Genomic DNA, 20787 nt, shown 5'->3' on the forward strand with positions numbered 1-20787 from the left:
TCTGACAGGATGTTGTACGACGGACCGCTTGCCCGCCTGAGAATGCGGCAATAGAAGTGGCCAAGGAAATAAGGCCGACCCCGAGAACCAGTTGCGATGTAAGGGGAGGCCGGAATGGTGTCAACGCCGCCGAGCGCCCGCCGAAAGGAGTGCCCATGTCATTTGCCCTCAGACCGCTTGCCGTTCTTGCCCTCGGGGCGACGCTCGCGCTGCCCGCGCTGGCCGACGAGATCGGACCCGACACGGTCGTCGCGCGGGTGGGAGACCAGGAGATCACGATCGGTCACATGATCGTCCTGCGCGCCCAGCTGCCGGCCGAATACCAGCAGCTTCCCGATGACGTGCTGTATCAGGCCGTGCTCGACCAGCTGATCCGCCAGACCGCCGTCGGCGAGGCCATCGGCAAGGAGCTTTCGACCGGCGCCCGGCTGGCGCTGGAGAACGAGCGCCGCTCCTTCGTGGCGGGCGAGGCGCTGTCGCGGCTGGCCGAGGCCGCGGTGACCGACGAGGCGGTCGAGGCCGCCTATAACGCCACCTATGGCGAAGCCGATCCGACAAACGAATATCACGCCGCCCATATCCTCGTCGAAACCGAGGACGAGGCCCAGGCGATCGAGGCCCAGCTCAGGGACGGCGCCGATTTCGCCCAGCTCGCGAAGGAGAAATCCACCGGCCCCTCCGGCCCCAATGGCGGCGATCTGGGCTGGTTCTCGGAAGGCATGATGGTCAAGCCCTTCGAGGAGGCCGTGACCGTGCTTGAACCCGGCGAGGTCTCGGCCCCGGTCCAGACCCAGTTCGGCTGGCATGTGATCAAGCTTTACGAGACCCGGCTGAAGGATGCACCGCGGCTTGCGGATGTGCGCGGCGAACTGGTGCAGCAGATCCAGCGCGACGCGATGGAAGAGGCGCTCGAGAAATATACCGAGGAGGCCGATGTCTCCCGCCCCGAGATCGAGGTCGACCCCGCGATCCTGAAGGACCAGTCGGTGCTCGACCGGTAAGAGCCAAGCGAAGAGGGACAGATGGCCAAGGACAAGAAGAAGAAAAAGGTCGAGGTGGAAGAGCCCGGCAAGAAGAAAAAGAAGAAGGCCAGGATCAAGTCGCTCAAGCGCGAGGTCAAGCGCATGCGGTCGCAGATCGTGGCGCTTTCCGAGAAGGTGCCGGCCAAGACGCCGGTCATCTCGCCCCTCGCCCCGGCGGCCGGCTTCCCGGCGCTGCCGGTGATCGAGGGCGCCGAATTCGCCGCCGCCGAGGCGGGCGTGCGCTATCGGGGGCGCCCCGACGTGATGCTGGCCCGGCTTGCGCCCGGCACGGCGATTGCGGGCGTCTTCACCCGCTCGGCCACGCGCTCGGCGCCGGTGCTCGACTGCGAGGCCAAGCTTGCGGCCACGCCCGACCCCGAGGCCGGGGCGGCGATCGTGGTGAATTCCGGCAATTCCAACGCCTTCACCGGGGCGTCGGGCGCCGAGGCGGTCAAGGCGATTTCGGCCGGCCTGGCCGAGGCCGCGGGCGTGCCCGAGGCGCGGATCTTCACCGCCTCGACCGGCGTCATCGGCGAGCCGCTGCCCCATGAGAGGATCACGGCCGTGCTTGGCGATCTGACCGAGCGGCTCTCGCCCGAGGCGCTGCCGATGGCCGCGCGCGCGATCATGACCACCGACACCTTCCCCAAGGGCGCGGCGGCGGTGATCGAGGTCGAGGGCCAGCCGATCCGGATCGCGGGCATTGCCAAGGGCTCGGGCATGATCGCGCCCGACATGGCGACGATGCTGGCCTATGTCTTCACCGATGCGAAGATCGCGCAGCCGCTTCTGCAGCGGATGCTGGGCAAGCTGTCCGACGAAACCTTCAACAGCATCACCGTCGACGGCGACACATCGACCTCGGACACGCTGATCCTGGCCGCGACCGGCAAGTCCGAAGCGCCCGAGATCACCGATCTGCGCAGCGCCGCCGGACGCGCCTTCCAGGAGGCGCTGAGGGGCGTGATGCTGGATCTGGCGCAGCAGGTGGTGAAGGATGGCGAGGGCGCGACCAAGTTCGTCGAGGTCGCGGTGACCGGCGCGGCCAGCCCGGCCGATGCCCGCAAGGTCGCCATGGCCATCGCCAATTCGCCGCTGGTCAAGACCGCGGTCGCGGGCGAGGACCCGAACTGGGGCCGGATCGTGATGGCGATCGGCAAGTCGGGCGCGAAGGCCGACCGCGACCTGATCTCGATCCGCTTCGGCGACATCCTCGTCGCCGAGAAGGGCTGGGTCGCCGAAAGCTATGCCGAAGAGGTGGGCGCGGCCTACATGAAGCGCGAAGAACTGGCGATCCGCGTCGATCTGGGCCTTGGCAAGGGCAGCTCGACGGTCTGGACCTGCGATTTCACCAAGCGCTACATCGAGATCAACGCGGATTACCGGTCGTGAAGATCGTTCTCGTGGCAGCCGTTGCCCTGATCGACGCGGATGGGCGGGTTCTTCTCGCCCAACGCCCGGCGGGCAAGTCGATGGCGGGCCTCTGGGAATTTCCCGGCGGCAAGATCGAGCCGGGCGAGACCCCGGAAGCCGCGCTGAAGCGCGAGCTGAAGGAAGAGCTGGGCATCGACACCTGGGAAAGCTGCATGGCGCCGCTGACCTTCGCCAGTCACTCCTATGACGATTTCCACCTGCTGATGCCGCTTTATGCCTGCCGCAAATGGCAGGGCCAGCCGCAGCCCCGCGAGGGCCAGGTGCTGAAATGGGCCCATGCAAGGGATCTGCGCGATTTCCCGATGCCGCCGGCCGATATTCCGCTGATCCCGGTCCTGCAGGACCTGCTTTGATCCCGGCGCCCTCCTGACCCCGGAACCGGTCCATCCGGCTTCCGGGGAAACGGGGGCCCGGGTCCGTAACGACGGTTTTAGCGGGGCGCCCAGGCGCCGATCTTGCGCGCCGGAATGAAAAGAGGCGCCTGCTACCGCAGGCGCCTCTTTTGCGTTTCGGTCGGTCCCGGCCCGATCAGGTGAGGGTCCGGACGACTTCCTGACGCTCGAAGATCTCGATGACATCGCCGGCACGGATGTCGTCGTAATTCTCGAAGGCCATGCCGCATTCCTGGCCCGACTGGACCTCGGCCACTTCGTCCTTGAAGCGCTTGAGCGTCTTCAGCGTGCCTTCGTGGACCACCACGTCGTCGCGCAGCAGACGCACCCCGGCCGAGCGACGGGCAACGCCCTCGGTAACCAGACAACCCGCGACCTTGCCGACGCCGGAGACCTTGAAGACCTCCTTGATCTGGGCATAGCCGATGAAGTTCTCGCGGATCTCGTTCGACAGGAGGCCCGAGGCCGCCGCCTTCACATCGTCCACGAGGTCGTAGATCACGCTGTAATAGCGGATCTCGACACCTTTCTGGTTCGCCGCATTCCGCGCCGGGGCATTGGCCCGGACGTTGAAGCCGATGATCGGCGCGCCGGAGGCTTCGGCGAGGCCCACATCGGTTTCGGTGATGGCACCGACCCCGGCATGCAGCACGCGCACGCGCACCTCGTCGTTGCCGATCTTCTCCATCGCCTGGACGATGGCCTCGGCAGAACCCTGCACGTCGGCCTTCATCAGGATCGGAAGCTCGGCCACATTGGCGTCTTCCTTGGCCTTGGCCAGAAGCTGGTCAAGCGTGGTCGCGGCACCGGCGGCGGCGCGCTTGTCCTTGGCGGCATGCTCGCGATATTCGGCGATCTCGCGGGCCTGGGCCTCGGTATCGACCACGTTCAGGACGTCGCCCGCCTCGGGCGTGCCGTTCAGGCCAAGCACCTCGACCGGCACCGACGGACCGGCGGATTGCACCCGCTCGCCCTTGTCGTTGACCAGCGCGCGGACCTTGCCCCACTGTTCGCCGACGACGAAGATGTCGCCCTGCTTCAGCGTGCCGTTCTGCACCAGAACCGTCGCGACCGGGCCGCGGCCCACATCCAGCTGCGCCTCGATCACGGCGCCCATGGCGGCGCGTTCGGGGTTCGCCTTGAGTTCCAGGATCTCGGCCTGCAGCGCGATCGCCTCGAGCAGCGTGTCGAGCCCCTGACCAGTCTTGGCCGAGACCTCGACATCCTGCACTTCACCCGACATCGCCTCGACGACCACCTCATGCTGAAGCAGTTCCGTCCGGACACGCTGTGCGTCGGCGGCGGGCTTGTCGCATTTGTTGATCGCCACGATCATCGGAACGCCCGCGGCCTTGGCATGGTTGATGGCTTCGATCGTCTGCGGCATGACCGAGTCGTCGGCCGCCACCACCAGAACCACGATATCCGTCACCTGGGCGCCACGCGCCCGCATCGAGGTGAAGGCCGCGTGACCGGGCGTGTCGAGGAAGCTCAGCACGGCTCCGCTATCGGTTTTCACCTGATAGGCGCCGATATGCTGGGTGATGCCACCGGCCTCGCCCGCCACGACCTTGGCGTTGCGAATCGCGTCCAGCAGCGAGGTCTTGCCGTGGTCGACATGGCCCATGATGGTGATGACCGGCGGGCGCGGCTTGAGATCTTCGGCCTTGTCCTCGACCGAGTCGATCACCTGTTCGACATCGGCATCGGACACGCGCACGACCTTGTGGCCGAATTCCTCGACGATCAGCTCGGCGGTATCGGCATCGATCGGCTGGTTCTGCGTGACCATCAAGCCCATCTGCATCAGCGACTTGACCACATCGGCAGAACGTTCCGCCATCCGGTTGGCCAGTTCCTGCACCAGGATGGTTTCGGGCACCTGCACGTCGCGCACGACCTTCTCGTGCTTGTCGGCACCGCCCATCGCCTTCTGGCGCATCCGCTCCTGCTTGCGCTTCATCGCCGCGAGCGAGCGCTGGCGTCCGCCCTCGCCACCGGTCAGCGCCTGGCTGACGGTCAGCTTGCCCGAGCGACGGTCGCCCTTGCCGGGCGAGGTCTTGCCGCGGTTCGGACGGTCGGCGCCGCCCTCGCGTTCGCGATCAACCTTGCGCGGCGAAGAGGTCTTGGCAGGGCCACGGGTCTCTTCGGGCCCGGCCGAGGGCGCGGGCTTGGCAGGGGCCGAGGCAGCGCGTTCGGCGGCGGCCGCCTTCTTCTTGGCGGCGTCCTCTTCCTCGCGCTTCTTGCGCTCTTCCTCTTCGGCCTTGCGGCGGGCGGCCTCTTCGATCTCGCGCTGCTCGCGCTCCTTCGCCTCGGCTTCATCGCGGCGGCGCTGGCGCTCTGCCTCGCGCTGACGCTCGTGTTCCTCGCGTTGCCGGGCCTCGTCGGCCTCACGCAGCTTCGCGGCCTGCAGCGCCTTCAGCCGACGCTCCATCTCGGAATCGGAAATCCCGGCCGGGCGCCTGGACGGATCGCCTCCGGCACGCCCGCCCCCAGCCCCGCCAGATTTCGCGGCTCCTGGCTTGGGCACGACAACGCGCTTGCGCTTGGTCTCGACGACCACATTCTTGGTCCGTCCATGCGAGAAGCTCTGCTTCACCTGGCCGGACCGCGAACCCCCGCGCAAACCCAAAGTCTTTTTGCCGTCAGTATCGTCCATAAGGTCTTCAACCCTTTCCGGGGGTCCCTCCCCCGTCCTTCTTGCGCACGCCCGAAAGCTTGGCGGCATCCTCTACTACACGTTCAGTGAGTCCGCCAGCCGCAAGCGCGCCATGTATCACATGTTCCCGGCCGAAAGCCAAACCCAATTCCCGGGCCGTCAGACAGCCGATGAATCCATCGTCTTCGCGGGGCGGGCGGAGCTTGGCCTTGCCCCGCTCCGACCCGTCGCTGGCCTGGATCAGGACTGCCGCCTGCCCGCTGTCCAGCCAGCCTTTTGCCTTCTCGTAGCCGACCACCGCGCGACCCGCCTTGCGGGCCAGCGACAGGCTGTCGACCACCCGGCGCAGGAGCCCCGCCTCGACCTGCTCCAGCAGGTCCTCGGGCACCGTCACCGGCCGTTTTGCCGCACGCGAGAACAGGCGCTTCTTCACCGCCTTCTCCAATGCGTCGCGGTCGGCCGCGACCCACATGCCGCGGCCCGGCAACTTGCCCAACAGGTCGGGCACCGCCGCGTCGTCAGGGCCGACCACGAACCGGATCAGCCCCGCTTTCGGCGTCACCTCGCCCGTGGCGATGCACCGCCTCTCCGGCTCGTCCGCCGGTCTGCCTGCGCCTCCTCGGGCCATGGCCGCTCTCCGGGGCCGGGCCTCAGGCCCCGGCCTCCTCCTCGCCGCCTTCGTCTTCCTCGGGCTCGGCTTCCGGCTCCAGCTCGGACGGGTCGACCCAGCCAAGCTGGACGCGCGCCGTCATCACCAGCGTCTGGGCCTCTTCGAGCGAAACATCGAATTTCTCGAGGAGGCCTTCGTCTTTCTGACGCTCGCCATTGACGGTGGTCCAGCCACCGGCAAGCTCCCAGTCGGCGCAGGTCGCAAAATCTTCCAGCGTCTTCACGCCATCTTCGGCCAGTGCCTCGATCATTTGGGGGGTCAGACCCCCAAAGTCAACCAGGCTGTCCTCGACGCCAAGCTCGCGCGCATGTTCCAGCGCCTTGCGGTTCATCGCCTCGATATGGTCGCGGGCCCGGGCCTGCAGCTCGCCGGCGGTGTCCTCGTCGACCCCGTCGATCACCAGAAGCTCGTCGAGATCGACATAGGCCACCTCCTCGAGATTGGTGAAACCCTCCGAGACCAGAAGCTGGGCGAAGAACTCGTCGAGATCGAGCGTATCCATGAACAGCTTGGTGCGTTGCTCGAACTCGGCCTGACGACGCTGGCTTTCCTCGGCCTCGGTCATGATGTCGATGTCGAGCGCCGTCAGTTGCGAGGCCAGCCGCACGTTCTGGCCGCGGCGCCCGATCGCGAGCGAAAGCTGCTCGTCCGGCACCACCACCTCGATCTTGCCGGCCTCCTCGTCGATCACGACCTTCGAGACCTCGGCCGGCTGCAGCGCGTTCACGAGGAAGGTCGCCTGATCCTCGTTCCACGGGATGATGTCGATCTTCTCGCCCTGCAGCTCGTTCACCACCGCCTGCACGCGCGAACCGCGCATGCCGACGCAGGCGCCGACGGGGTCGATCGAGTTGTCATAGGAAATGACCGCGATCTTCGCGCGCGAGCCGGGGTCGCGCGCGACCGCCTTGATCTCGATGATGCCGTCGTAGATTTCCGGCACTTCCATCTTGAACAGCTCGGCCATGAATTCCGGCGCGGTGCGGCTGAGGAAGATCTGCGGGCCGCGGGTCTCGCGGCGCACATCCTTGATGTAGCAGCGGATGCGGTCGTTCGGGCGGTAGCTTTCGCGGCCGATCTTCTCGTTCCGGCGAAGGATGCCCTCGCCCCGGCCGATATCGACGATGACGTTGCCGTATTCCTCGCGCTTGACCTGACCGTTGATGATCGTGCCCGCGCGGTCCTTGAATTCCTCGTACTGGCGGTCGCGCTCGGCCTCGCGGACCTTCTGCAGGATCACCTGCTTGGCCGACTGCGCGGCGATCCGCCCCAGCTCGACCGGCGGCACCTCGTCGACCACCGTGTCGCCGATCTGCGGATCGGCCAGATACTGTTTGGCCTGCTTGACGGTCAGCTCGGCCTGATAGTTTTCCAGCAGCTCGTCCTCGACCACGGTCCGGACCCGGGTGAAGGTGGCGCGGCCGGTCTTGCGGTCGATCGCCACGCGGATGTCCATTTCCGCGCCGTAGCGGGACTTGGCGGCCCGGGCGAGGGATTCCTCCATCGCCTGCACGACCAGATCGGGGTCGATCATCTTCTCGCGCGCCACCGCCTCGGCGGTCTGCAACAGTTCGAGCTGGTTGGCAGAGGTAATCGCCATGTCTCAGTCCTCCTGCGGGGCGGACCCGTCGTCCGCCTCGATCTCGTCAAAGTCGCTCTCGTCGATGAGGCCCGCATCCTTGCGCGCCTTCAGCATCTCGCGAATCAGCTCTTCGGTCAGCACCAGCTTGGCATCCGAAAGCCAGTCATATTTGAGCCCGATGATCACCGGATCGCCTTCGGGGCCGTCGATCTCGATCAGCACCTCTTCATCCTCTACCCCCTGCAGCATTCCCTTGAAGCGGCGGCGGCCGTCGATCAGCTCGACGGTTTCCAGCTTGGCCTCGTAGCCCTCCCAGGTGCCGAAATCCTTCAGCCGGGTCAGCGGGCGGTCGATGCCGGGCGACGAGACCTCCAGCGTATAGGCCTCTTCGACCGGGTCCTCGACATCGAGCAGCGCCGAGATCGCGGTCGAGATCTTCGCGCAGTCATCGACCTCGATCCCGCCATCGGGCCGCTCGGCCATCACCTGCAGGGTCTTGGTCTTGCCGCCCATCAGACGGACGCGCACCAGCTCGAAGCCCATCCCCTCGATGGCGGGGGTGAGGATCTCGGCCAGGCGCCGGTCGATGGCGGTCTTGGCGATGAGTTCGGACATGGGCAGCGTTCCAAAAACAAAAAAGCGGGCCAACGGCCCGCACATAGCTATCCGGTGGAGGTTCGGGTTTGGACGCCGAACCACCGTTGTTGATCGGTCATATACGCCCCGACCGGGCGAAAGGCAAGGGTAGTCGCGCAGGCGCCCGCTTATCCCGGTTTCTGCGCGATCAGGAACAGCACCGGCACCCGGCCGCCCTCGGGGCGCCAGTCCTCGACGATCCCGAACCCCGTCGCCGCGATCTCGGCCCGGAGCGCGTCGGCCGTCAGCGGGTTGAAAAGCGGCAGAAGCCGCAGCGCATGCCCGGCCGCGAGCACCCAGCGAAACAGCCGCGGCGCCCCGGCCGCGCAGGCGGTGGAGGACACGAAGACACCGCCGGGCTTCAGCATGCGGTGAACGCGGGCCAGCGCCTCGGCCCGATCCGGCAGCAGATGCAGGACGTTATGCGCCATCACCATGTCAAAGGCCGCGGGGCTGTCCGGCATGTCGGCCAGATCGCCGACCCGGAACGCGACATTGCCGATGCCCGCCTCGGCCGCCTTCTGCCGCGCGATCCCGATCATCGCGGGGGCGCAGTCGATGGCGGTGACATGGCCGGCATGGGGCGCGTGCTTCAGGGCCGTCGTGCCGGTGCCGCAGCCGAATTCGAAGACCTGCGCCCCGGGCCCCAGCCAGGCCCGCGTCATCGCCAGCTTCTTCTCATAGGCCTCGGGATCGCGCAGCTGCATCCGGGCATAGCGCGGCGCCAGCCGGTCCCAGAAGCGGGCATTGACATGCATGGCTAAAGCCCCAGCGCCACGGCCAGACGCTGGACGCCGCGCATGGTGCGCACCAGCTCGGCACTGATTCCCGGTTCAGACAGGGCATGCCCGGCCATCGGCACCATCTTCAGCTCGGCCCGGCCCCAGCGCTCGGCCAGCCGGTAGGCCGAGCCGGGCGGGCAGACCATGTCATAGCGGCCCTGCACGATGGTCGCGGGCACATGCGAGATCCGCGGCACATCCTCGATGAGCTGGCCGTCGCGTTCGAGAAAACCGCGATTCATGAAATAGTGGTTCTCGAGCCGGGCAAAGGCGCGGGCGTAATCGGCGGGCGCCTCTCCGGCCGGGCCCTCATGCTGGATCGAGGCCAGCGCGTTTTCCCAGGCGGCCCAGGCCCGGGCATGGCGGGTCTCGGTCAGCAGGTCTCCGGAAAACAGCCGCCGGTGATAGGCCGCGATCATGTCGGACCGCTCGTCAGCCGGGATCGGGGCCGAGAACCGCGCCCAGAGATCGGGCCAGAACTGCCCGGCGCCACCGCCATAGAACCAGTCGAGCTCGGCCCCGGTCATCAAAAAGACGCCGCGCAGCGCCATATAGGCGACGCGGTCGGGATGGGTCTCGGCATAGGCCAGCGCCAGCGTCGCCCCCCAGCTGCCGCCGAACAGCACCCAGCGGTCGATGCCCAGCATCTCGCGGATCTTCTCGATATCGGCGATCAGATGCCAGGTGGTGTTGTTCTCGACGCTGGCATGGGGCCGCGACCGGCCGCAGCCGCGCTGGTCGAACAGCACGATCCGGTATTCCGTCGGGTCGAAATAGCGCCGCATCGCCGGGCTGCAGCCGCCGCCCGGACCGCCATGCAGCACGATCACCGGAATGCCCTGCGGATGCCCGCATTGCTCGACATAGATCCGGTGACCGTCGCCCACGTCCAGCATGCGCTGGTCGAAAGGATCGATCGGCGGGTAAAGATGCTGCGATGCGCGCTTTTGGCCTGCGGATTTGTCCATGACCCGTCTATATAACCCCCGAAAGCGGCCCCCCAAGGGGGTGCAGACAGAAGACAGGAACGGAGCCCGCGATGCAAGCTGCAGAGACAACCGTCGACCCTTCCGAAGTTGCGAAATTCGAGGCCATGGCCGCCGAATGGTGGGACCCGGCCGGGAAATTCAAGCCGCTGCACATGCTGAACCCCTGCCGGCTGGACTATATCACGCGCCAGATTGCCGCGGAATTCGACCGCGACCTGGCCGCCGAGGCGCCGTTCAAGGGGCTTCGCCTGCTCGATATCGGCTGCGGCGGCGGGCTTCTGTCCGAACCGATGGCGCGCCTCGGCGCCGAGGTCGTGGGCGCGGATGCGGCCGAGCGCAACATCCCGGTCGCGCGGATCCATGCCGAGCAGTCGGGGCTGGAGATCGACTATCGCCACACCACCGCCGAGGCGCTGGCCGAGGCCGGCGAGCAGTTCGACGTGGTGCTGAACATGGAGGTGGTCGAACATGTGGCCGATCCGCTGGCCTATCTGACCGCCTGCCGCGCGCTTCTGAAACCGGGCGGGCTGCATCTGTGCTCGACCATCAACCGCAACCCGAAGGCCTTCATGATGACCATTCTGGGCGCCGAATACGTGATGCGCTGGCTGCCGAAGGGCACCCATGAATACCAGAAGTTCATCACCCCCGACGAGCTTTGCAGCCTTCTGGAACAGGCCGGGCTGAAACTGCTGGACCGCAGCGGCTTCGTGTTCAACCCGCTGACCTGGGACTGGTCGATCTCGAGCCGCGACCTGTCGGTGAACTACGTCACCGCCGCCCGCAAGCCCGCCTGACGCCTTGTGCAGGGGCGGCCCGACCTGCCTGGCCGCCGCCCCTAGCCTTCCAGCTTCTGCCGAAGCATCCGCAACACCGTCAGCGCCGCCTTCAGCCGGTCCTCGCCGATATCGGCCACCGCCTCGGCCAGGACCGGCGCCACCGCCTGGATCGCGACCTCCCGCGCCGAGCGCCCGGACGGGCTGATCGAGACCATCTTGCGCCGCGCATCGTCCCAGTCGGGCCGGATATGCACATGCCCCGCCCATTCCAGCCGGGTCAGCGTGTTGGTCATCGCGCCCCGGGTGACGTGGAAGGCCGCCGCCAGCTGCGCCGGGCTGCGCTCTTCGTTCAGCCGCGCCAGATGGTTCAGCACGGAAAAGTGACTGATCTCCATCCCCTTGGGCAGGGCCTTCGAAATCCGGTTCCGCGCCAGCTGATCGGCCATGAAGATCTCGCTGAACAGCGTCACGAGCAGGCTCTCGCTGATCTCGTTCACGGCCCCTCGAAACCCCGGTCATGGGTGATCGAGGGCACCCGCGCCCGGGCCCGCGCCACCTCCTCGCGGTCGAGCTCGACATAGGAGATCCCCGGCGCCTCGCCGCCATCGGCCAGCACCTCGCCCCAAGGCGAGACCGCCAGGCTGTGGCCATGGGTCCGCCGCGACTGCCCCTGCGAGGCCGGATGCAGCCCGCATTGCGCAGGCGCCAGCACATAGCAGCCGGTCTCGATCGCGCGGGCGCGCAGCAGCGGCTCCCAATGGGCGGCGCCCGTCACCGGCGAAAAGGCGGCGGGCACGGTCAGGATCTCGGCCCCCGCCTTGGCCAGCGCCCGGAACAGATGCGCGAAGCGCAGGTCGTAGCAGATCGCCATGCCGACCGCCCCGAACGGCGTCGGCGCCAGGACCGCGCGCGCGCCGGGGCGGTAGCCGTCGGATTCGCGGAAGGTCTCGGTCGCGCTGATCTCGACATCGAACATGTGGATCTTGTCATAGCGGGCGACGATGCCGCCGCCGGGCTCGATCAGGATCGAGCGGTTGGCAAAGCGACCGTCCGGATCCGTCGTCTTCAGCCCGAGCGAACCGATCAGCAGCCAGATCCCCAGCGACGCGGCCTCTTGCCGCAGCGCCGCCAGGGTCGGATCCTCGGCCTCTTCCGTCAGCACATTCCGCTGCCAGTCCCGGCTCGTCGAAAGGCAGTTGGTCACCTCGGGGGTCAGGACCATCCCGGCGCCGCCCGCCGCCGCCTCGCGCACCAGCTCGCGCACCTGGCCGATATTCTCTTCCGGCAGGTCCGAGGACGTCATCTGGATCAGCGCCGCGCGCATCGGCCTATCCCGCCAGGAGCGGGTCGAGTTTACCCGCCCGCTCAAGGTCGTAGAGGTCGTCGCAGCCACCGACATGGGTCTCGCCGATGAAGATCTGCGGCACGGTATAGCCGCCATCGGCCCGTTCCATCATCTGCTGGCGCAGGCCCGGATCGGCGGTCACGTCGAATTCGGCATAGGATACGCCCTTGCCGTCGAGCAGCCGCTTGGCGGCATGGCAATAGCCGCAGCTGGACGTCGTGTAGATTTCAACCGTTTGCATGAAGGCTCCTGAAGTTTTGCCGAGACTATAGGTTTTCAGTCGGCTTTCGCAACGCGGGCCAGAACCAGCACCCGCACCTCGGCGGCGCCGGCGGCCAGACAGGCCCCGGCCGCGGCGCCGAGCGTCGCCCCCGAGGTCATCACGTCGTCGATCAGCAGGACCGTGCGCCCGGCAACCCGCCCGCGGTGGCGCAGCCCGACCGCGATCGCCCCGGCCTGGTTGGCGGCGCGGGCCTCGGCATTCATGCCTTCCTGGGGGCGGGTGGCGCGCAGCCGGACCAGCAGGTCGGGGCAATGCTCGGCGCCGGCGCCCTCGGCCACGCCCCGCGACAACAGCGCCGACTGGTTGTAGCGCCGCCGCAAAAGCCGCCAGCGATGCAGCGGCACCGGCGCGACCAGCATGCCGGGCCCGAGGATCGGCCGCCCGGCGCGCAGCATCCAGCCCGAGGCGGCCCGGGCCAGATCGGTGCGGTCGCCATGCTTGAAGGCCAGCACCAGCCCCCGCGCCCGGCCGCGATACAGCAACGCCGCCCGCCCCCGCGCCCAGGGCCGGGGCGCCGACAGACAGTCGTCGCACCAGACCGGATCATCCGCCTCCTCGCCGGGCAGCGGCAGCCCGCAGGCGTCGCAGACCAGCCCGGTCACGAAGTCCAGCTCGCCCCAGCAGCGGGCGCAAAGCGCGTGGTCACGCTCGACCGGCTCGCCACAGGCCACACAGCGCGGCGGGTAGATGAGTCGCATCGCGCTTTGCAACATCGTCCCGGTCCCCTACATAGCGCCGGGCAACCTGCCGGAGCCAAGATGACCCGACCGCCCGACCTTACCGACCGCCAGGCCCTTGCGCTTCACCGCGCCCGGGCCCTGAAGGCAGGGCCCGCGCTGTTCCTGCACGAGGCGGCGGCCGACGAGATCAAGGAGAGGCTGATCGAGGTTAACAGAACCTTTACGGCACCCGCCGTGGTCACCCCTTTCGCCGAAGCCTGGCAGGGGCTCCTGCCCGAAGCACGCATGGTTCCGGCCGAAGAGACGCTCGACCTGGCCCCCGGCGCGCACGATCTCGTGATCCATGCCCTGACCCTGCACTGGGCCAATGACCCGGTCGGTCAGCTGATCCAGTGCCGCCGCGCCTTGAAGCCCGACGGGCTTTTCCTCGGGGTCATGTTCGGCGGCCGCAGCCTGCAGGAACTGCGCGCGGTGCTTGCCGAGGCCGAGGCCGCCACGCTGGGCGGGCTCTCGCCCCGGGTGCTGCCCATGGCCGAGATCCGCGATCTCGGTGCCCTGCTGCAACGCGCGGGCCTTGCCCTTCCGGTTGCGGATTGCGCCGAATTTTCCGTGACTTATCAAAGCGCCTATCACCTGATGCGCGATCTCCGCGCGATGGGAGAGACCAATGCCCTGGCCGCGCGCCACCGCCGCACCGCGCCGCGCCGGCTGTTTTCCGAGGCCGCCAGGCGCTATGCGGAATTCCATACCATGCCGGATGGCCGCATCCCCGCAACGGTCGAAATGATCTACCTTACCGGGTGGGCGCCCGCCGAAACCCAACCGCAGGCTTTGAAACCCGGTTCGGCGCGCATGCGTCTGGCCGATGCGCTGAACAGGGCCGCGCCGCAGCCCGGCGAGCGCAACGACGGTGGTTCCGATTGACCCGCGTTGGAATCTGTATATTTCCGGGAGGATTCAGAGTTTGAGGCTCGACAGAAGCGATACCGGGACCGAAAAGATGTTCGATTCCAAAGAGGGCGGAGCCAGCTCCGCGACCTCCGGCCTGACAGGGGCCCGGCCCGAGCACGGGCCCGAAGACCATCCGCCGGTTCCCCCCGAGCGGATCGGCGTTCTGCTGGCCAATCTCGGCACGCCCGACGGCTATGATTACTGGTCGATGCGCCGTTACCTGAACGAATTCCTCTCGGACAAGCGGGTGATCGACTATTCGCGCTGGATCTGGCAGCCGCTCCTGCAGCTGGTGGTGCTGACCAAACGGCCCTTCGCCTCGGGCGAGAACTACCGCTCGATCTGGAATCACGAGGCCGACGAAAGCCCGCTGATGACGATCACCAAGGCCCAGACCGCCAAGCTCGAGGCCGAGCTGAAGGCAGCCTATGGCGAGAAGATCGTGGTCGATTTCTGCATGCGCTACGGCAATCCCTCGACCCGGGCCAAGGTCCGCTCGATGCTGAAGAAGGGCTGCCAGAAGATCCTGTTCTTCCCGCTCTACCCGCAATATTCCGGCACCACCTCGGCCACCGCCTGCGACAGCTTCTTCGAGGCGCTGATGGACGAGAAATGGCAACCCGACGCGCGTACCGTCAGCACCTATTTCGACAACCCGCATTACATCTCGGCGCTGGCCGCCTCGGTCGAGCGGGCCTATGCCGCGGCCGAGCAGGAACCCGACATCCTGGTCTGTTCCTATCACGGCGTGCCGCAGCGCTATCTGACCGAGGGCGACCCCTATCACTGTCACTGCCTGAAGACGACGCGGCTGCTGAAGGAACGGCTCGGCTGGGATGACAGCCGCATCACCACGACCTTCCAGTCACGCTTCGGTCCCGAGGAATGGCTTCAGCCCTATACCGTCGAGGAAGTGGCGCGGCTGGCAAAGTCCGGCAAGAAGCGGATCGCGGTGATCGCGCCTGCCTTCTCGGCCGACTGCATCGAGACGCTCGAAGAGATCAACGAGGAGATCTGCGAGAGCTTCGAGGAGGCCGGTGGCGAGAAGTTCACCTATATTCCCTGCCTCAACGATGACGACGCCCATATCCGGGCGCTGAGCGAGATCGTGAAGGTCAACCTGCGCGGCTGGGCCGACTGAGGCGCGCCCGGCCCGACGGCCGGGCATAGGAACGGCAAAACAAGTTAATGGGCAAAGAAAAAGGCGGTGGCACGCGGCCACCGCCTTTTCCCGTCCTTTCGGACAGATCTCAGTTCGACGCGACGGCGGCGACGAGGATCAGGGCCAGAAGCGGCACGATCACGCCTTGGGCCGAGGACGAGGTGTCCTGGACGATCACTTCCGGTTCGATCACGGGCTCGGCATAGCTGCCGGCGAAGGCGGTCGAGGCGGTCGCGGCGGTCGCGGCAAAAGCAGCGGCGAGGGCGAGTTTCTTCATCTGTCTCTCCTGTAACAGCAGCGCAAAGGCTCTTCCCTGCGCGGCATCCTACACATGTAATTTCTCTGTAAGGGATGGGCCCGGATTTTAGCAATCGGCCCGAACGGCTTGCCCGCAAGACACCGGCCGATGTCGTCAAATTAGCAACACCTGCGTGCCCACCTTGGCCAGGCCGAAGAGCTCGGCGATGTCCTCGTTGAAAAGGCCGATGCAGCCGTTCGACGAGCGCCGCCCGATCTTGCGGGTGTCGTGGGTTCCATGGATCCGGTAATAGGTCCAGCCGAGATAGAGCGCATGCGTTCCCAGCGGGTTTTCCGGGCCCGGCGGCACGAAGTCGGGCCATTCGGGATTGCGCTTCTTCATCGCCGGGGTCGGCCGCCAGCTGGGGCCCTCGACCTTGCGCACGACGCTGGTGCGCCCGAGCCGGGTCAGGTCCTCGGACAGCGGCACCGAGGTCGGGTACAGCTTGTAGATCGTGCCGTCCTCCGACCAGAAATGCAGCGCCCGCGACTTGACGTCGACGAGGATCGCGCCGTTCTTCAGGCTCGCGAAATAGGGCCGCCAGTCAAGCGCCCTGAAGCTCGAGATGTTGCGGCGCACCATGTCGGTGAGCTCGGGCTCGATCTCGGTGGTATTGGCCAGGGCAGGTCCGGCGGTTACGGCCAGGGCCGTCCCGGCAAGGAAATTGCGGCGGCTGAGGCCGCGGGTCGAACGGGTCGTCATCTTGCGCTCCGCATGTCGCATCATTTCTGGCAGTCCGGTCAGACCATAGGATCACGCACCGGGCAGAGCAATTCAATCCGGCATCACTTCCGGCGGATCGCCGCGCGAAGCGTTTGAACACACACCCCTAAGCCGCTAAAGACCGAAGGAACGTCTGTTGGGGTTTTTCTTATGATACGATCGGCTCTGGGCCTCTTGGCCGTTCTCTTCGCGCTCTCCGCCTGCTCGACCGGAAACGAGGTCCGGATCGGACCGGATGGAAAACCCCTGCCGCAGGTCTACCGGATCTCGCGCGCCGACCAGGGCAAGATCCAGTACCGGATGCTCGACTCGGTCAACGCGCTTCGCCAGGCTCGCGGGATCGCGCCGCTCGAACTCGACTCGCGGCTGAACGCGGCCGCTGCCACCCATTCGCGCGACATGTCGGTGCAGAACAGGCCCTGGCATTTCGGATCGGACGGCTCCTCGCCGCTCGAGCGTGTGGCCCGGGCCGGTTATCAGGGCCATCTGCGCGGCGAGAACATCTCGGAGACCTACGAGACCGAACTCGAGACGCTGGCCGCCTGGATGGAGGAATCCGACACCCGGAACATCATCCTCGATCCGCAGGCGACCGATCTGGGCTTCGCCTTCTATCAGGAAATGAACGGCAAGATCTGGTGGACGCTGGTCACCGGCCAGCGCGACGCGGCCGCCCCCGACGCCTGATCGCGGCGGGGACAGGCCTGTTCCGTCCCCGGGCGTCTTTCACGGGAAGATGTCGATCACCGTGCCGTCGCGCACCATCGCATAGATGTCTTCCATCTCGCTGTCGCTGACCGCGATGCAGCCCGCCGTCCAGTCATCCGTGCGGCGGCGGTTTTCCTTCGCCCGGCCATGGATGAAGATGTCGCCGCCCGGCTTCATGCCAAGCGCCTTGGCGGTCTCGATATCGGCCTCGTTCGGGTAGGAGATCCCGACCGAGAGGTGATACTGGCTGTCGGGATTACGGCGGTCGATATGATAGCGCCCCTCCGGCGTCTTGCCGTCTCCCTCGACCTGTTTCGGTCCCGCGGGCGCATATCCCAGCGAAATCGGATAGGCCTTGAGCACCTGATCGTGATGCAGCAGGTACATCATCCGCTGGCCCTTCATCACCACGACACGGGTGACCTCGGGGCCGCGATAGGTCTTGAATTTCGAACCGCAGCCCGCAAGGGCCGCCATGGCGGTCAGCGTCAGAAACGCGCGTCGGTCGATCATGTGGCTCTGCTCGCGCCCTTGGTGTTTTGCCATAGTCTAGCCGATACGGCCCTCGGCAGAAAGCGGGTTCAGCGCGAGAACTGCGCCACCAGCTCGACATGGCCCGACCAGCGGAACTGGTCGACCGGCTGCACCCAGTCGATCCGGAACCCGCCGGAACAGAGCCGTTTCGCGTCGCGGGCGAAGGTCACCGGATTGCACGAAACCATCGCCACCCGGGCCAGGTCCGACCGGGCGATCTCGGCGCATTGCGCCTCGGCCCCGGCGCGCGGCGGATCGATCGCCACCGCCTCGAACCGGGCCAGTTCCGAGGCCAGCAGCGGGCGGCGGAAGAGGTCGCGGGCCTCGGTCGTCACCCGTTTCAGCCCCGGCGTGCCGCGCCAGCCACGGTCGAGCGCGGCCAGCATCGGCGCCGATCCCTCGACCGCATGAACCTCGGCGGTCGCGGCCAGCGGCAGGGTGAAGGTTCCGCAGCCCGCGAACAGATCGGCCACCGACCGCACCCCGCCCAGCGCCGTGCCGACCGCGTCGGTCAGCGCCGCCTGCCCGGCCTCGGTCGCCTGCAGGAAGGCGCCCGCGGGCGGCACCACATGGGCGCGCCCCATTGCCTGCCGCGGCGGGCGCCGCTCGGCCAGCTGCTCGCCATTCCAGCTCAGCCGTGCCAGATCGTGGGTCTCGGCCAGCGCCGCCAGATCCATCCGCAGCCCGGTATCGAGCGGCCTGGCCTCCTCGACCGCCATGTCGACCCCGTCCTCCGACCGGGTCAGTGCGATGCTCAGCGCGCCCTTGCGCGAGGCGCCCAGCAGGGTCGCGGCCTCGCAGGCAGGCAGAGCGGCCATCAGGTCGGGATGCAGCAGGCGGCAATCGGGGATCTCGACCAGCACCTCCGAGGCGCGGGCATGAAACCCCACCAGCGTACCCTTCTTGGTCCGCCGCCCGGACAGCACCGCGCGCCGCCGACTGGCGGGGGGCGAGGTCAGGATCGGCCGCACGGATGCCCCGAGCCCCTGCCCGGTCAGCGCCCGTTCCACCACCTGCGTCTTCCAGCCCGCAACGAAGGCGTCCGAGCCATGCTGCAGCGCACAACCACCGCAGGAGGCGAAATGGCGACAGGGCGGCCGCACCCGCTCGACGACCGGCGTCACGATCCGCGGCCGGGCGATGCGGCCCTCCTCGGGCACGCCCTCGATCTCTTCGCCGGGCAAGGCCAGCGCCACGGTCAGACCGTCGCCGGTCAGCCCCTCTCCCCGCAGCGACAACCGCTCCACCAGATGACTCATTCCGCCGCCTCCGTGCCGATGAAGCCCCCCGATTGCCGTGCCCAGAACCGTGCGTAAAGCCCGTCTTTCGCCAGCAACTCGGAATGGCTGCCATCCTCGGCGATGCGACCGTCCTCCAGCACCACGATCCGGTCCATATGGGCGATGGTCGACAGCCGGTGCGCGATGGCGATCACGGTCTTGCCCTCCATCACCCGGTACAGCGTCTGCTGAATCACCGCCTCGACCTCGGAATCGAGCGCCGAGGTCGCCTCGTCCAGCACCAGGATCGGCGCGTCCTTCAGGATCGCCCGGGCCAGCGCCACCCGCTGCCGCTGGCCGCCCGAAAGCTTGACGCCCCGCTCGCCGACATGGGCGTCATAGCCGCGGCGCCCCTCGGGATCCTTCAGATCGAGGATGAAGTCATGCGCCTCGGCCCGTTTCGCCGCCGCGATCATCTCCTCCTCGCCGGCCTCGGGGCGGCCATAGAGGATGTTCTCGCGCACCGAGCGATGCATCAGGCTGGCATCCTGACCGACCATGCCGATCTGTCGGCGCAGGCTTTCCTGGGTGACGCGGGAGATGTCCTGACCGTCGATCAGGATCTGCCCGGCCTCGGGATCGTAGAACCGCAAAAGCAGCTTGACGAGGGTCGATTTACCGGCGCCCGAGCGGCCCACCAGCCCCACCTTCTCGCCCGGTTTCAGCGCCAGCTCGACCCCCTCGAGCCCGCCCGAGCCGCGCCCGTAATGATGGGTCAGGGACCGGAACTCGACCCGCCCCTCGCGGAATTCCAGGTCGGTCGCGTCGGGGGCGTCGACCAGAGCGATCGGCTGGGCGATGGTCTCCATCCCCTCGGCGACGACACCGAGCGAGCGGAAGAAGCTCGACATCGCCCACATGATCCAGCCGGTCATCGAATTCAGCCGGAGCGTCAGAGCCGTCGCCGCCGCCACCACGCCGACGCTGGCCTGCCCCTGCATCCACAGCGCGATGGCCCAGCCCACGACCCCCACGATCAAGAGCCCGTTCAGCACCACCAGCGCCACATCCATGGTGGTGATGATCCGCATCTCGGTGCCGAAGGCCTTGCGCAACCCTTCGATCGCCTCGCGGGCATAGGTCAGTTCGCGGTCGTGATGGGCGAACATCTTGACCGAATGGATGTTGGTATAGGCATCGACCACCCGCCCGGTCAGGGTGCTTCGGGCATCCGACGAAGCCTTCGAGGCCACGCCGACATTTTTCATCGTCCAGCGCACCAGCGCCGCGTAAAGCCCCAGCCAGATCAGCAAGGGCAGCATCAGCCGCGGATCGGCCTGGCCCAGCAGAACCAGCGCGCCGCCGAAATAGGCCAGCGCATAGGCAATCGCGTCGAAGACCTGAAACACCGCCTCGCCCGCCGCGGGCGGGGTCTGCATCTGCCGGTTGGCGATGCGACCGGCAAAGTCGTTCTCGAACCAGCCGACCGACTGACGCAACACATGGGAATGCGCCCGCCAGCGGATCAGCGCGCCGAAATTCGGCATGATCGCGTTGTTCAGCACCGCCGCGTCCAGGGCCTGTATCAAGGGCCGGAGGATCAGGATGAACAGCGCCAGACCGATCAGGGCCGCCCCGTGCTCGTGCCAGACCTGCTCGGGCGCGCCCGAGGACAGAATGTCGACCAGCCGCCCCATCACGTCGATCAGCCATATCTCGACGAAGGCGCTCAGCAGCGACAGCACCGCGGCGATCGCGAAGACCTTGCGGAAGGGCCGCATATAGGCCGCCAGGAACGGCCATAACCGGTTGGGCGGGGTGTCCGTCTGCGCATGCGGCGCATAGGGGTCGATCAGGTTTTCGAAATACCGGAACATGGGATCACGCCTCGCGGAAACTCGCCGCACTCTAGCGCCGCCCCCGCCCCCGGGAAACCAG

22 protein-coding genes are annotated in these 20787 nt (G+C 67.2%); 7 read left to right on the forward strand and 15 right to left on the reverse strand.

Annotation, left to right across the window (positions count from 1 at the left end; all coding sequences use genetic code 11):
- Positions 1 to 155 precede the first annotated feature (155 nt).
- The 3 genes from A6W98_RS03170 (at position 156) to mutT (ending at position 2809) form a co-directional block, all read left to right on the forward strand.
- A complete protein-coding gene (locus A6W98_RS03170; protein ID WP_042457826.1) occupies positions 156 to 1001 on the forward strand; it encodes a peptidylprolyl isomerase in 846 nt (281 codons plus the stop codon).
- A 123-nt stretch (positions 1002 to 1124) separates the two neighbouring features.
- Positions 1125 to 2414: a bifunctional glutamate N-acetyltransferase/amino-acid acetyltransferase ArgJ gene (argJ, locus tag A6W98_RS03175; RefSeq protein WP_042464456.1), complete on the forward strand. Its 1290-nt coding sequence runs from the start codon at positions 1125 to 1127 to the stop codon at positions 2412 to 2414.
- Positions 2411 to 2809: an 8-oxo-dGTP diphosphatase MutT gene (gene mutT / locus A6W98_RS03180; RefSeq protein WP_042457829.1), complete on the forward strand. Its 399-nt coding sequence runs from the start codon at positions 2411 to 2413 to the stop codon at positions 2807 to 2809. Before argJ ends, mutT begins: the two co-directional genes overlap by 4 nt.
- A gap of 175 nt (positions 2810 to 2984) precedes the next feature.
- On the opposite strand, the gene infB is transcribed toward mutT, so the two are convergent.
- From infB to pip, 6 genes are all read right to left on the reverse strand, one after another.
- The gene (gene infB, locus A6W98_RS03185) at positions 2985 to 5507 is read right to left on the reverse strand and encodes a translation initiation factor IF-2 (RefSeq protein WP_042457831.1); all 2523 of its coding nucleotides are present in this window, start codon (positions 5505 to 5507) and stop codon (positions 2985 to 2987) included.
- 7 nt (positions 5508 to 5514) lie between these two features.
- Positions 5515 to 6135, reverse strand: coding sequence for an RNA-binding protein (locus A6W98_RS03190; protein ID WP_042457833.1), 621 nt, complete (start codon positions 6133 to 6135; stop codon positions 5515 to 5517).
- Positions 6136 to 6157: 22 nt separating this feature from the next.
- Positions 6158 to 7777 carry a transcription termination factor NusA gene (nusA, locus tag A6W98_RS03195; RefSeq protein WP_042457835.1) on the reverse strand — a complete coding sequence of 540 codons (1620 nt, stop codon included), beginning with the start codon at positions 7775 to 7777 and terminating at the stop codon, positions 6158 to 6160.
- A 3-nt stretch (positions 7778 to 7780) separates the two neighbouring features.
- Positions 7781 to 8374, reverse strand: a complete 594-nt coding sequence (rimP, locus tag A6W98_RS03200) for a ribosome maturation factor RimP (protein ID WP_042464457.1) — start codon at positions 8372 to 8374, stop codon at positions 7781 to 7783.
- 149 nt (positions 8375 to 8523) lie between these two features.
- Positions 8524 to 9153: a class I SAM-dependent methyltransferase gene (locus A6W98_RS03205; RefSeq protein WP_042457837.1), complete on the reverse strand. Its 630-nt coding sequence runs from the start codon at positions 9151 to 9153 to the stop codon at positions 8524 to 8526.
- Between the two features lie 2 nt (positions 9154 to 9155).
- Positions 9156 to 10145, reverse strand: a complete 990-nt coding sequence (gene pip / locus A6W98_RS03210; RefSeq protein WP_042457840.1) for a prolyl aminopeptidase — start codon at positions 10143 to 10145, stop codon at positions 9156 to 9158.
- A 71-nt stretch (positions 10146 to 10216) separates the two neighbouring features.
- On the opposite strand from pip, the gene ubiG reads away from it, so the two are divergent.
- Positions 10217 to 10963, forward strand: coding sequence for a bifunctional 2-polyprenyl-6-hydroxyphenol methylase/3-demethylubiquinol 3-O-methyltransferase UbiG (ubiG, locus tag A6W98_RS03215; RefSeq protein WP_042457843.1), 747 nt, complete (start codon positions 10217 to 10219; stop codon positions 10961 to 10963).
- Between the two features lie 41 nt (positions 10964 to 11004).
- Here the strand turns inward: ubiG and A6W98_RS03220 are convergent, their stop codons facing one another.
- Genes A6W98_RS03220 through A6W98_RS03235 form a run of 4 tightly spaced genes read right to left on the reverse strand, consistent with a single transcriptional unit; the run spans position 11005 to position 13271 of the window.
- Entirely contained in the window at positions 11005 to 11391 is a 387-nt protein-coding gene (locus A6W98_RS03220) for a MarR family winged helix-turn-helix transcriptional regulator (protein ID WP_202923993.1), read from the reverse strand.
- 47 nt (positions 11392 to 11438) lie between these two features.
- The gene (locus A6W98_RS03225; RefSeq protein WP_042457850.1) at positions 11439 to 12269 is read right to left on the reverse strand and encodes a carbon-nitrogen hydrolase family protein; all 831 of its coding nucleotides are present in this window, start codon (positions 12267 to 12269) and stop codon (positions 11439 to 11441) included.
- A 4-nt stretch (positions 12270 to 12273) separates the two neighbouring features.
- A complete protein-coding gene (grxC, locus tag A6W98_RS03230; protein WP_042457855.1) occupies positions 12274 to 12531 on the reverse strand; it encodes a glutaredoxin 3 in 258 nt (85 codons plus the stop codon).
- Between the two features lie 35 nt (positions 12532 to 12566).
- Positions 12567 to 13271, reverse strand: a complete 705-nt coding sequence (locus A6W98_RS03235) for a double zinc ribbon domain-containing protein (RefSeq protein ID WP_231098357.1) — start codon at positions 13269 to 13271, stop codon at positions 12567 to 12569.
- Between the two features lie 60 nt (positions 13272 to 13331).
- On the opposite strand from A6W98_RS03235, the gene A6W98_RS03240 reads away from it, so the two are divergent.
- Together A6W98_RS03240 and hemH are read left to right on the forward strand one after the other, a co-directional pair.
- A complete protein-coding gene (locus A6W98_RS03240) occupies positions 13332 to 14177 on the forward strand; it encodes a methyltransferase domain-containing protein (RefSeq protein ID WP_042457861.1) in 846 nt (281 codons plus the stop codon).
- A gap of 76 nt (positions 14178 to 14253) precedes the next feature.
- A complete protein-coding gene (gene hemH / locus A6W98_RS03245; protein WP_143540815.1) occupies positions 14254 to 15345 on the forward strand; it encodes a ferrochelatase in 1092 nt (363 codons plus the stop codon).
- A 109-nt stretch (positions 15346 to 15454) separates the two neighbouring features.
- Here the strand turns inward: hemH and A6W98_RS03250 are convergent, their stop codons facing one another.
- Positions 15455 to 15643 carry a hypothetical protein gene (locus A6W98_RS03250; protein WP_042457864.1) on the reverse strand — a complete coding sequence of 63 codons (189 nt, stop codon included), beginning with the start codon at positions 15641 to 15643 and terminating at the stop codon, positions 15455 to 15457.
- 135 nt (positions 15644 to 15778) lie between these two features.
- Positions 15779 to 16366, reverse strand: a complete 588-nt coding sequence (locus tag A6W98_RS03255) for a L,D-transpeptidase (RefSeq protein ID WP_042464462.1) — start codon at positions 16364 to 16366, stop codon at positions 15779 to 15781.
- A 171-nt stretch (positions 16367 to 16537) separates the two neighbouring features.
- On the opposite strand from A6W98_RS03255, the gene dalA reads away from it, so the two are divergent.
- Positions 16538 to 17074: a divisome-associated lipoprotein DalA gene (gene dalA / locus A6W98_RS03260; protein ID WP_042457866.1), complete on the forward strand. Its 537-nt coding sequence runs from the start codon at positions 16538 to 16540 to the stop codon at positions 17072 to 17074.
- 39 nt (positions 17075 to 17113) lie between these two features.
- Here the strand turns inward: dalA and A6W98_RS03265 are convergent, their stop codons facing one another.
- The 3 genes from A6W98_RS03265 to A6W98_RS03275 form a co-directional block, all read right to left on the reverse strand.
- On the reverse strand, positions 17114 to 17608 hold the full coding sequence (locus A6W98_RS03265) for a L,D-transpeptidase family protein (protein WP_155734702.1): 495 nt from the start codon (positions 17606 to 17608) through the stop codon (positions 17114 to 17116).
- 68 nt (positions 17609 to 17676) lie between these two features.
- On the reverse strand, positions 17677 to 18888 hold the full coding sequence (locus tag A6W98_RS03270; RefSeq protein WP_042457869.1) for a class I SAM-dependent RNA methyltransferase: 1212 nt from the start codon (positions 18886 to 18888) through the stop codon (positions 17677 to 17679).
- The gene (locus A6W98_RS03275; protein ID WP_042457872.1) at positions 18885 to 20726 is read right to left on the reverse strand and encodes an ABC transporter ATP-binding protein; all 1842 of its coding nucleotides are present in this window, start codon (positions 20724 to 20726) and stop codon (positions 18885 to 18887) included. Before A6W98_RS03275 ends, A6W98_RS03270 begins: the two co-directional genes overlap by 4 nt.
- Between the last annotated feature and the right edge of the window lie 61 nt (positions 20727 to 20787).

Origin of the sequence: Rhodovulum sulfidophilum DSM 1374, from assembly GCF_001633165.1 — a bacterium.
GTDB classification, from domain to species: Bacteria; Pseudomonadota; Alphaproteobacteria; order Rhodobacterales; family Rhodobacteraceae; genus Rhodovulum; species Rhodovulum sulfidophilum.

Bases quoted from the DNA above. Each gene is read 5' to 3' on its own strand.
- A6W98_RS03170 (WP_042457826.1), top strand. From the start codon at position 156: ATGTCATTTGCCCTCAGACCGCTTGCCGTTCTTGCCCTCGGGGCGACG.
- argJ (WP_042464456.1), top strand. From the start codon at position 1,125: ATGCGGTCGCAGATCGTGGCGCTTTCCGAGAAGGTGCCGGCCAAGACG.
- infB (WP_042457831.1), bottom strand. From the start codon at position 5,507: ATGGACGATACTGACGGCAAAAAGACTTTGGGTTTGCGCGGGGGTTCG.
- A6W98_RS03190 (WP_042457833.1), bottom strand. From the start codon at position 6,135: ATGGCCCGAGGAGGCGCAGGCAGACCGGCGGACGAGCCGGAGAGGCGG.
- nusA (WP_042457835.1), bottom strand. From the start codon at position 7,777: ATGGCGATTACCTCTGCCAACCAGCTCGAACTGTTGCAGACCGCCGAG.
- rimP (WP_042464457.1), bottom strand. From the start codon at position 8,374: ATGTCCGAACTCATCGCCAAGACCGCCATCGACCGGCGCCTGGCCGAG.
- A6W98_RS03205 (WP_042457837.1), bottom strand. From the start codon at position 9,153: ATGCATGTCAATGCCCGCTTCTGGGACCGGCTGGCGCCGCGCTATGCC.
- pip (WP_042457840.1), bottom strand. From the start codon at position 10,145: ATGGACAAATCCGCAGGCCAAAAGCGCGCATCGCAGCATCTTTACCCG.
- ubiG (WP_042457843.1), top strand. From the start codon at position 10,217: ATGCAAGCTGCAGAGACAACCGTCGACCCTTCCGAAGTTGCGAAATTC.
- A6W98_RS03220 (WP_202923993.1), bottom strand. From the start codon at position 11,391: ATGGCCGATCAGCTGGCGCGGAACCGGATTTCGAAGGCCCTGCCCAAG.
- A6W98_RS03225 (WP_042457850.1), bottom strand. From the start codon at position 12,269: ATGCGCGCGGCGCTGATCCAGATGACGTCCTCGGACCTGCCGGAAGAG.
- grxC (WP_042457855.1), bottom strand. From the start codon at position 12,531: ATGCAAACGGTTGAAATCTACACGACGTCCAGCTGCGGCTATTGCCAT.
- A6W98_RS03235 (WP_231098357.1), bottom strand. From the start codon at position 13,271: ATGCGACTCATCTACCCGCCGCGCTGTGTGGCCTGTGGCGAGCCGGTC.
- A6W98_RS03240 (WP_042457861.1), top strand. From the start codon at position 13,332: ATGACCCGACCGCCCGACCTTACCGACCGCCAGGCCCTTGCGCTTCAC.
- hemH (WP_143540815.1), top strand. From the start codon at position 14,254: ATGTTCGATTCCAAAGAGGGCGGAGCCAGCTCCGCGACCTCCGGCCTG.
- A6W98_RS03250 (WP_042457864.1), bottom strand. From the start codon at position 15,643: ATGAAGAAACTCGCCCTCGCCGCTGCTTTTGCCGCGACCGCCGCGACC.
- A6W98_RS03255 (WP_042464462.1), bottom strand. From the start codon at position 16,366: ATGACGACCCGTTCGACCCGCGGCCTCAGCCGCCGCAATTTCCTTGCC.
- dalA (WP_042457866.1), top strand. From the start codon at position 16,538: ATGATACGATCGGCTCTGGGCCTCTTGGCCGTTCTCTTCGCGCTCTCC.
- A6W98_RS03265 (WP_155734702.1), bottom strand. From the start codon at position 17,608: ATGATCGACCGACGCGCGTTTCTGACGCTGACCGCCATGGCGGCCCTT.
- A6W98_RS03270 (WP_042457869.1), bottom strand. From the start codon at position 18,888: ATGAGTCATCTGGTGGAGCGGTTGTCGCTGCGGGGAGAGGGGCTGACC.
- A6W98_RS03275 (WP_042457872.1), bottom strand. From the start codon at position 20,726: ATGTTCCGGTATTTCGAAAACCTGATCGACCCCTATGCGCCGCATGCG.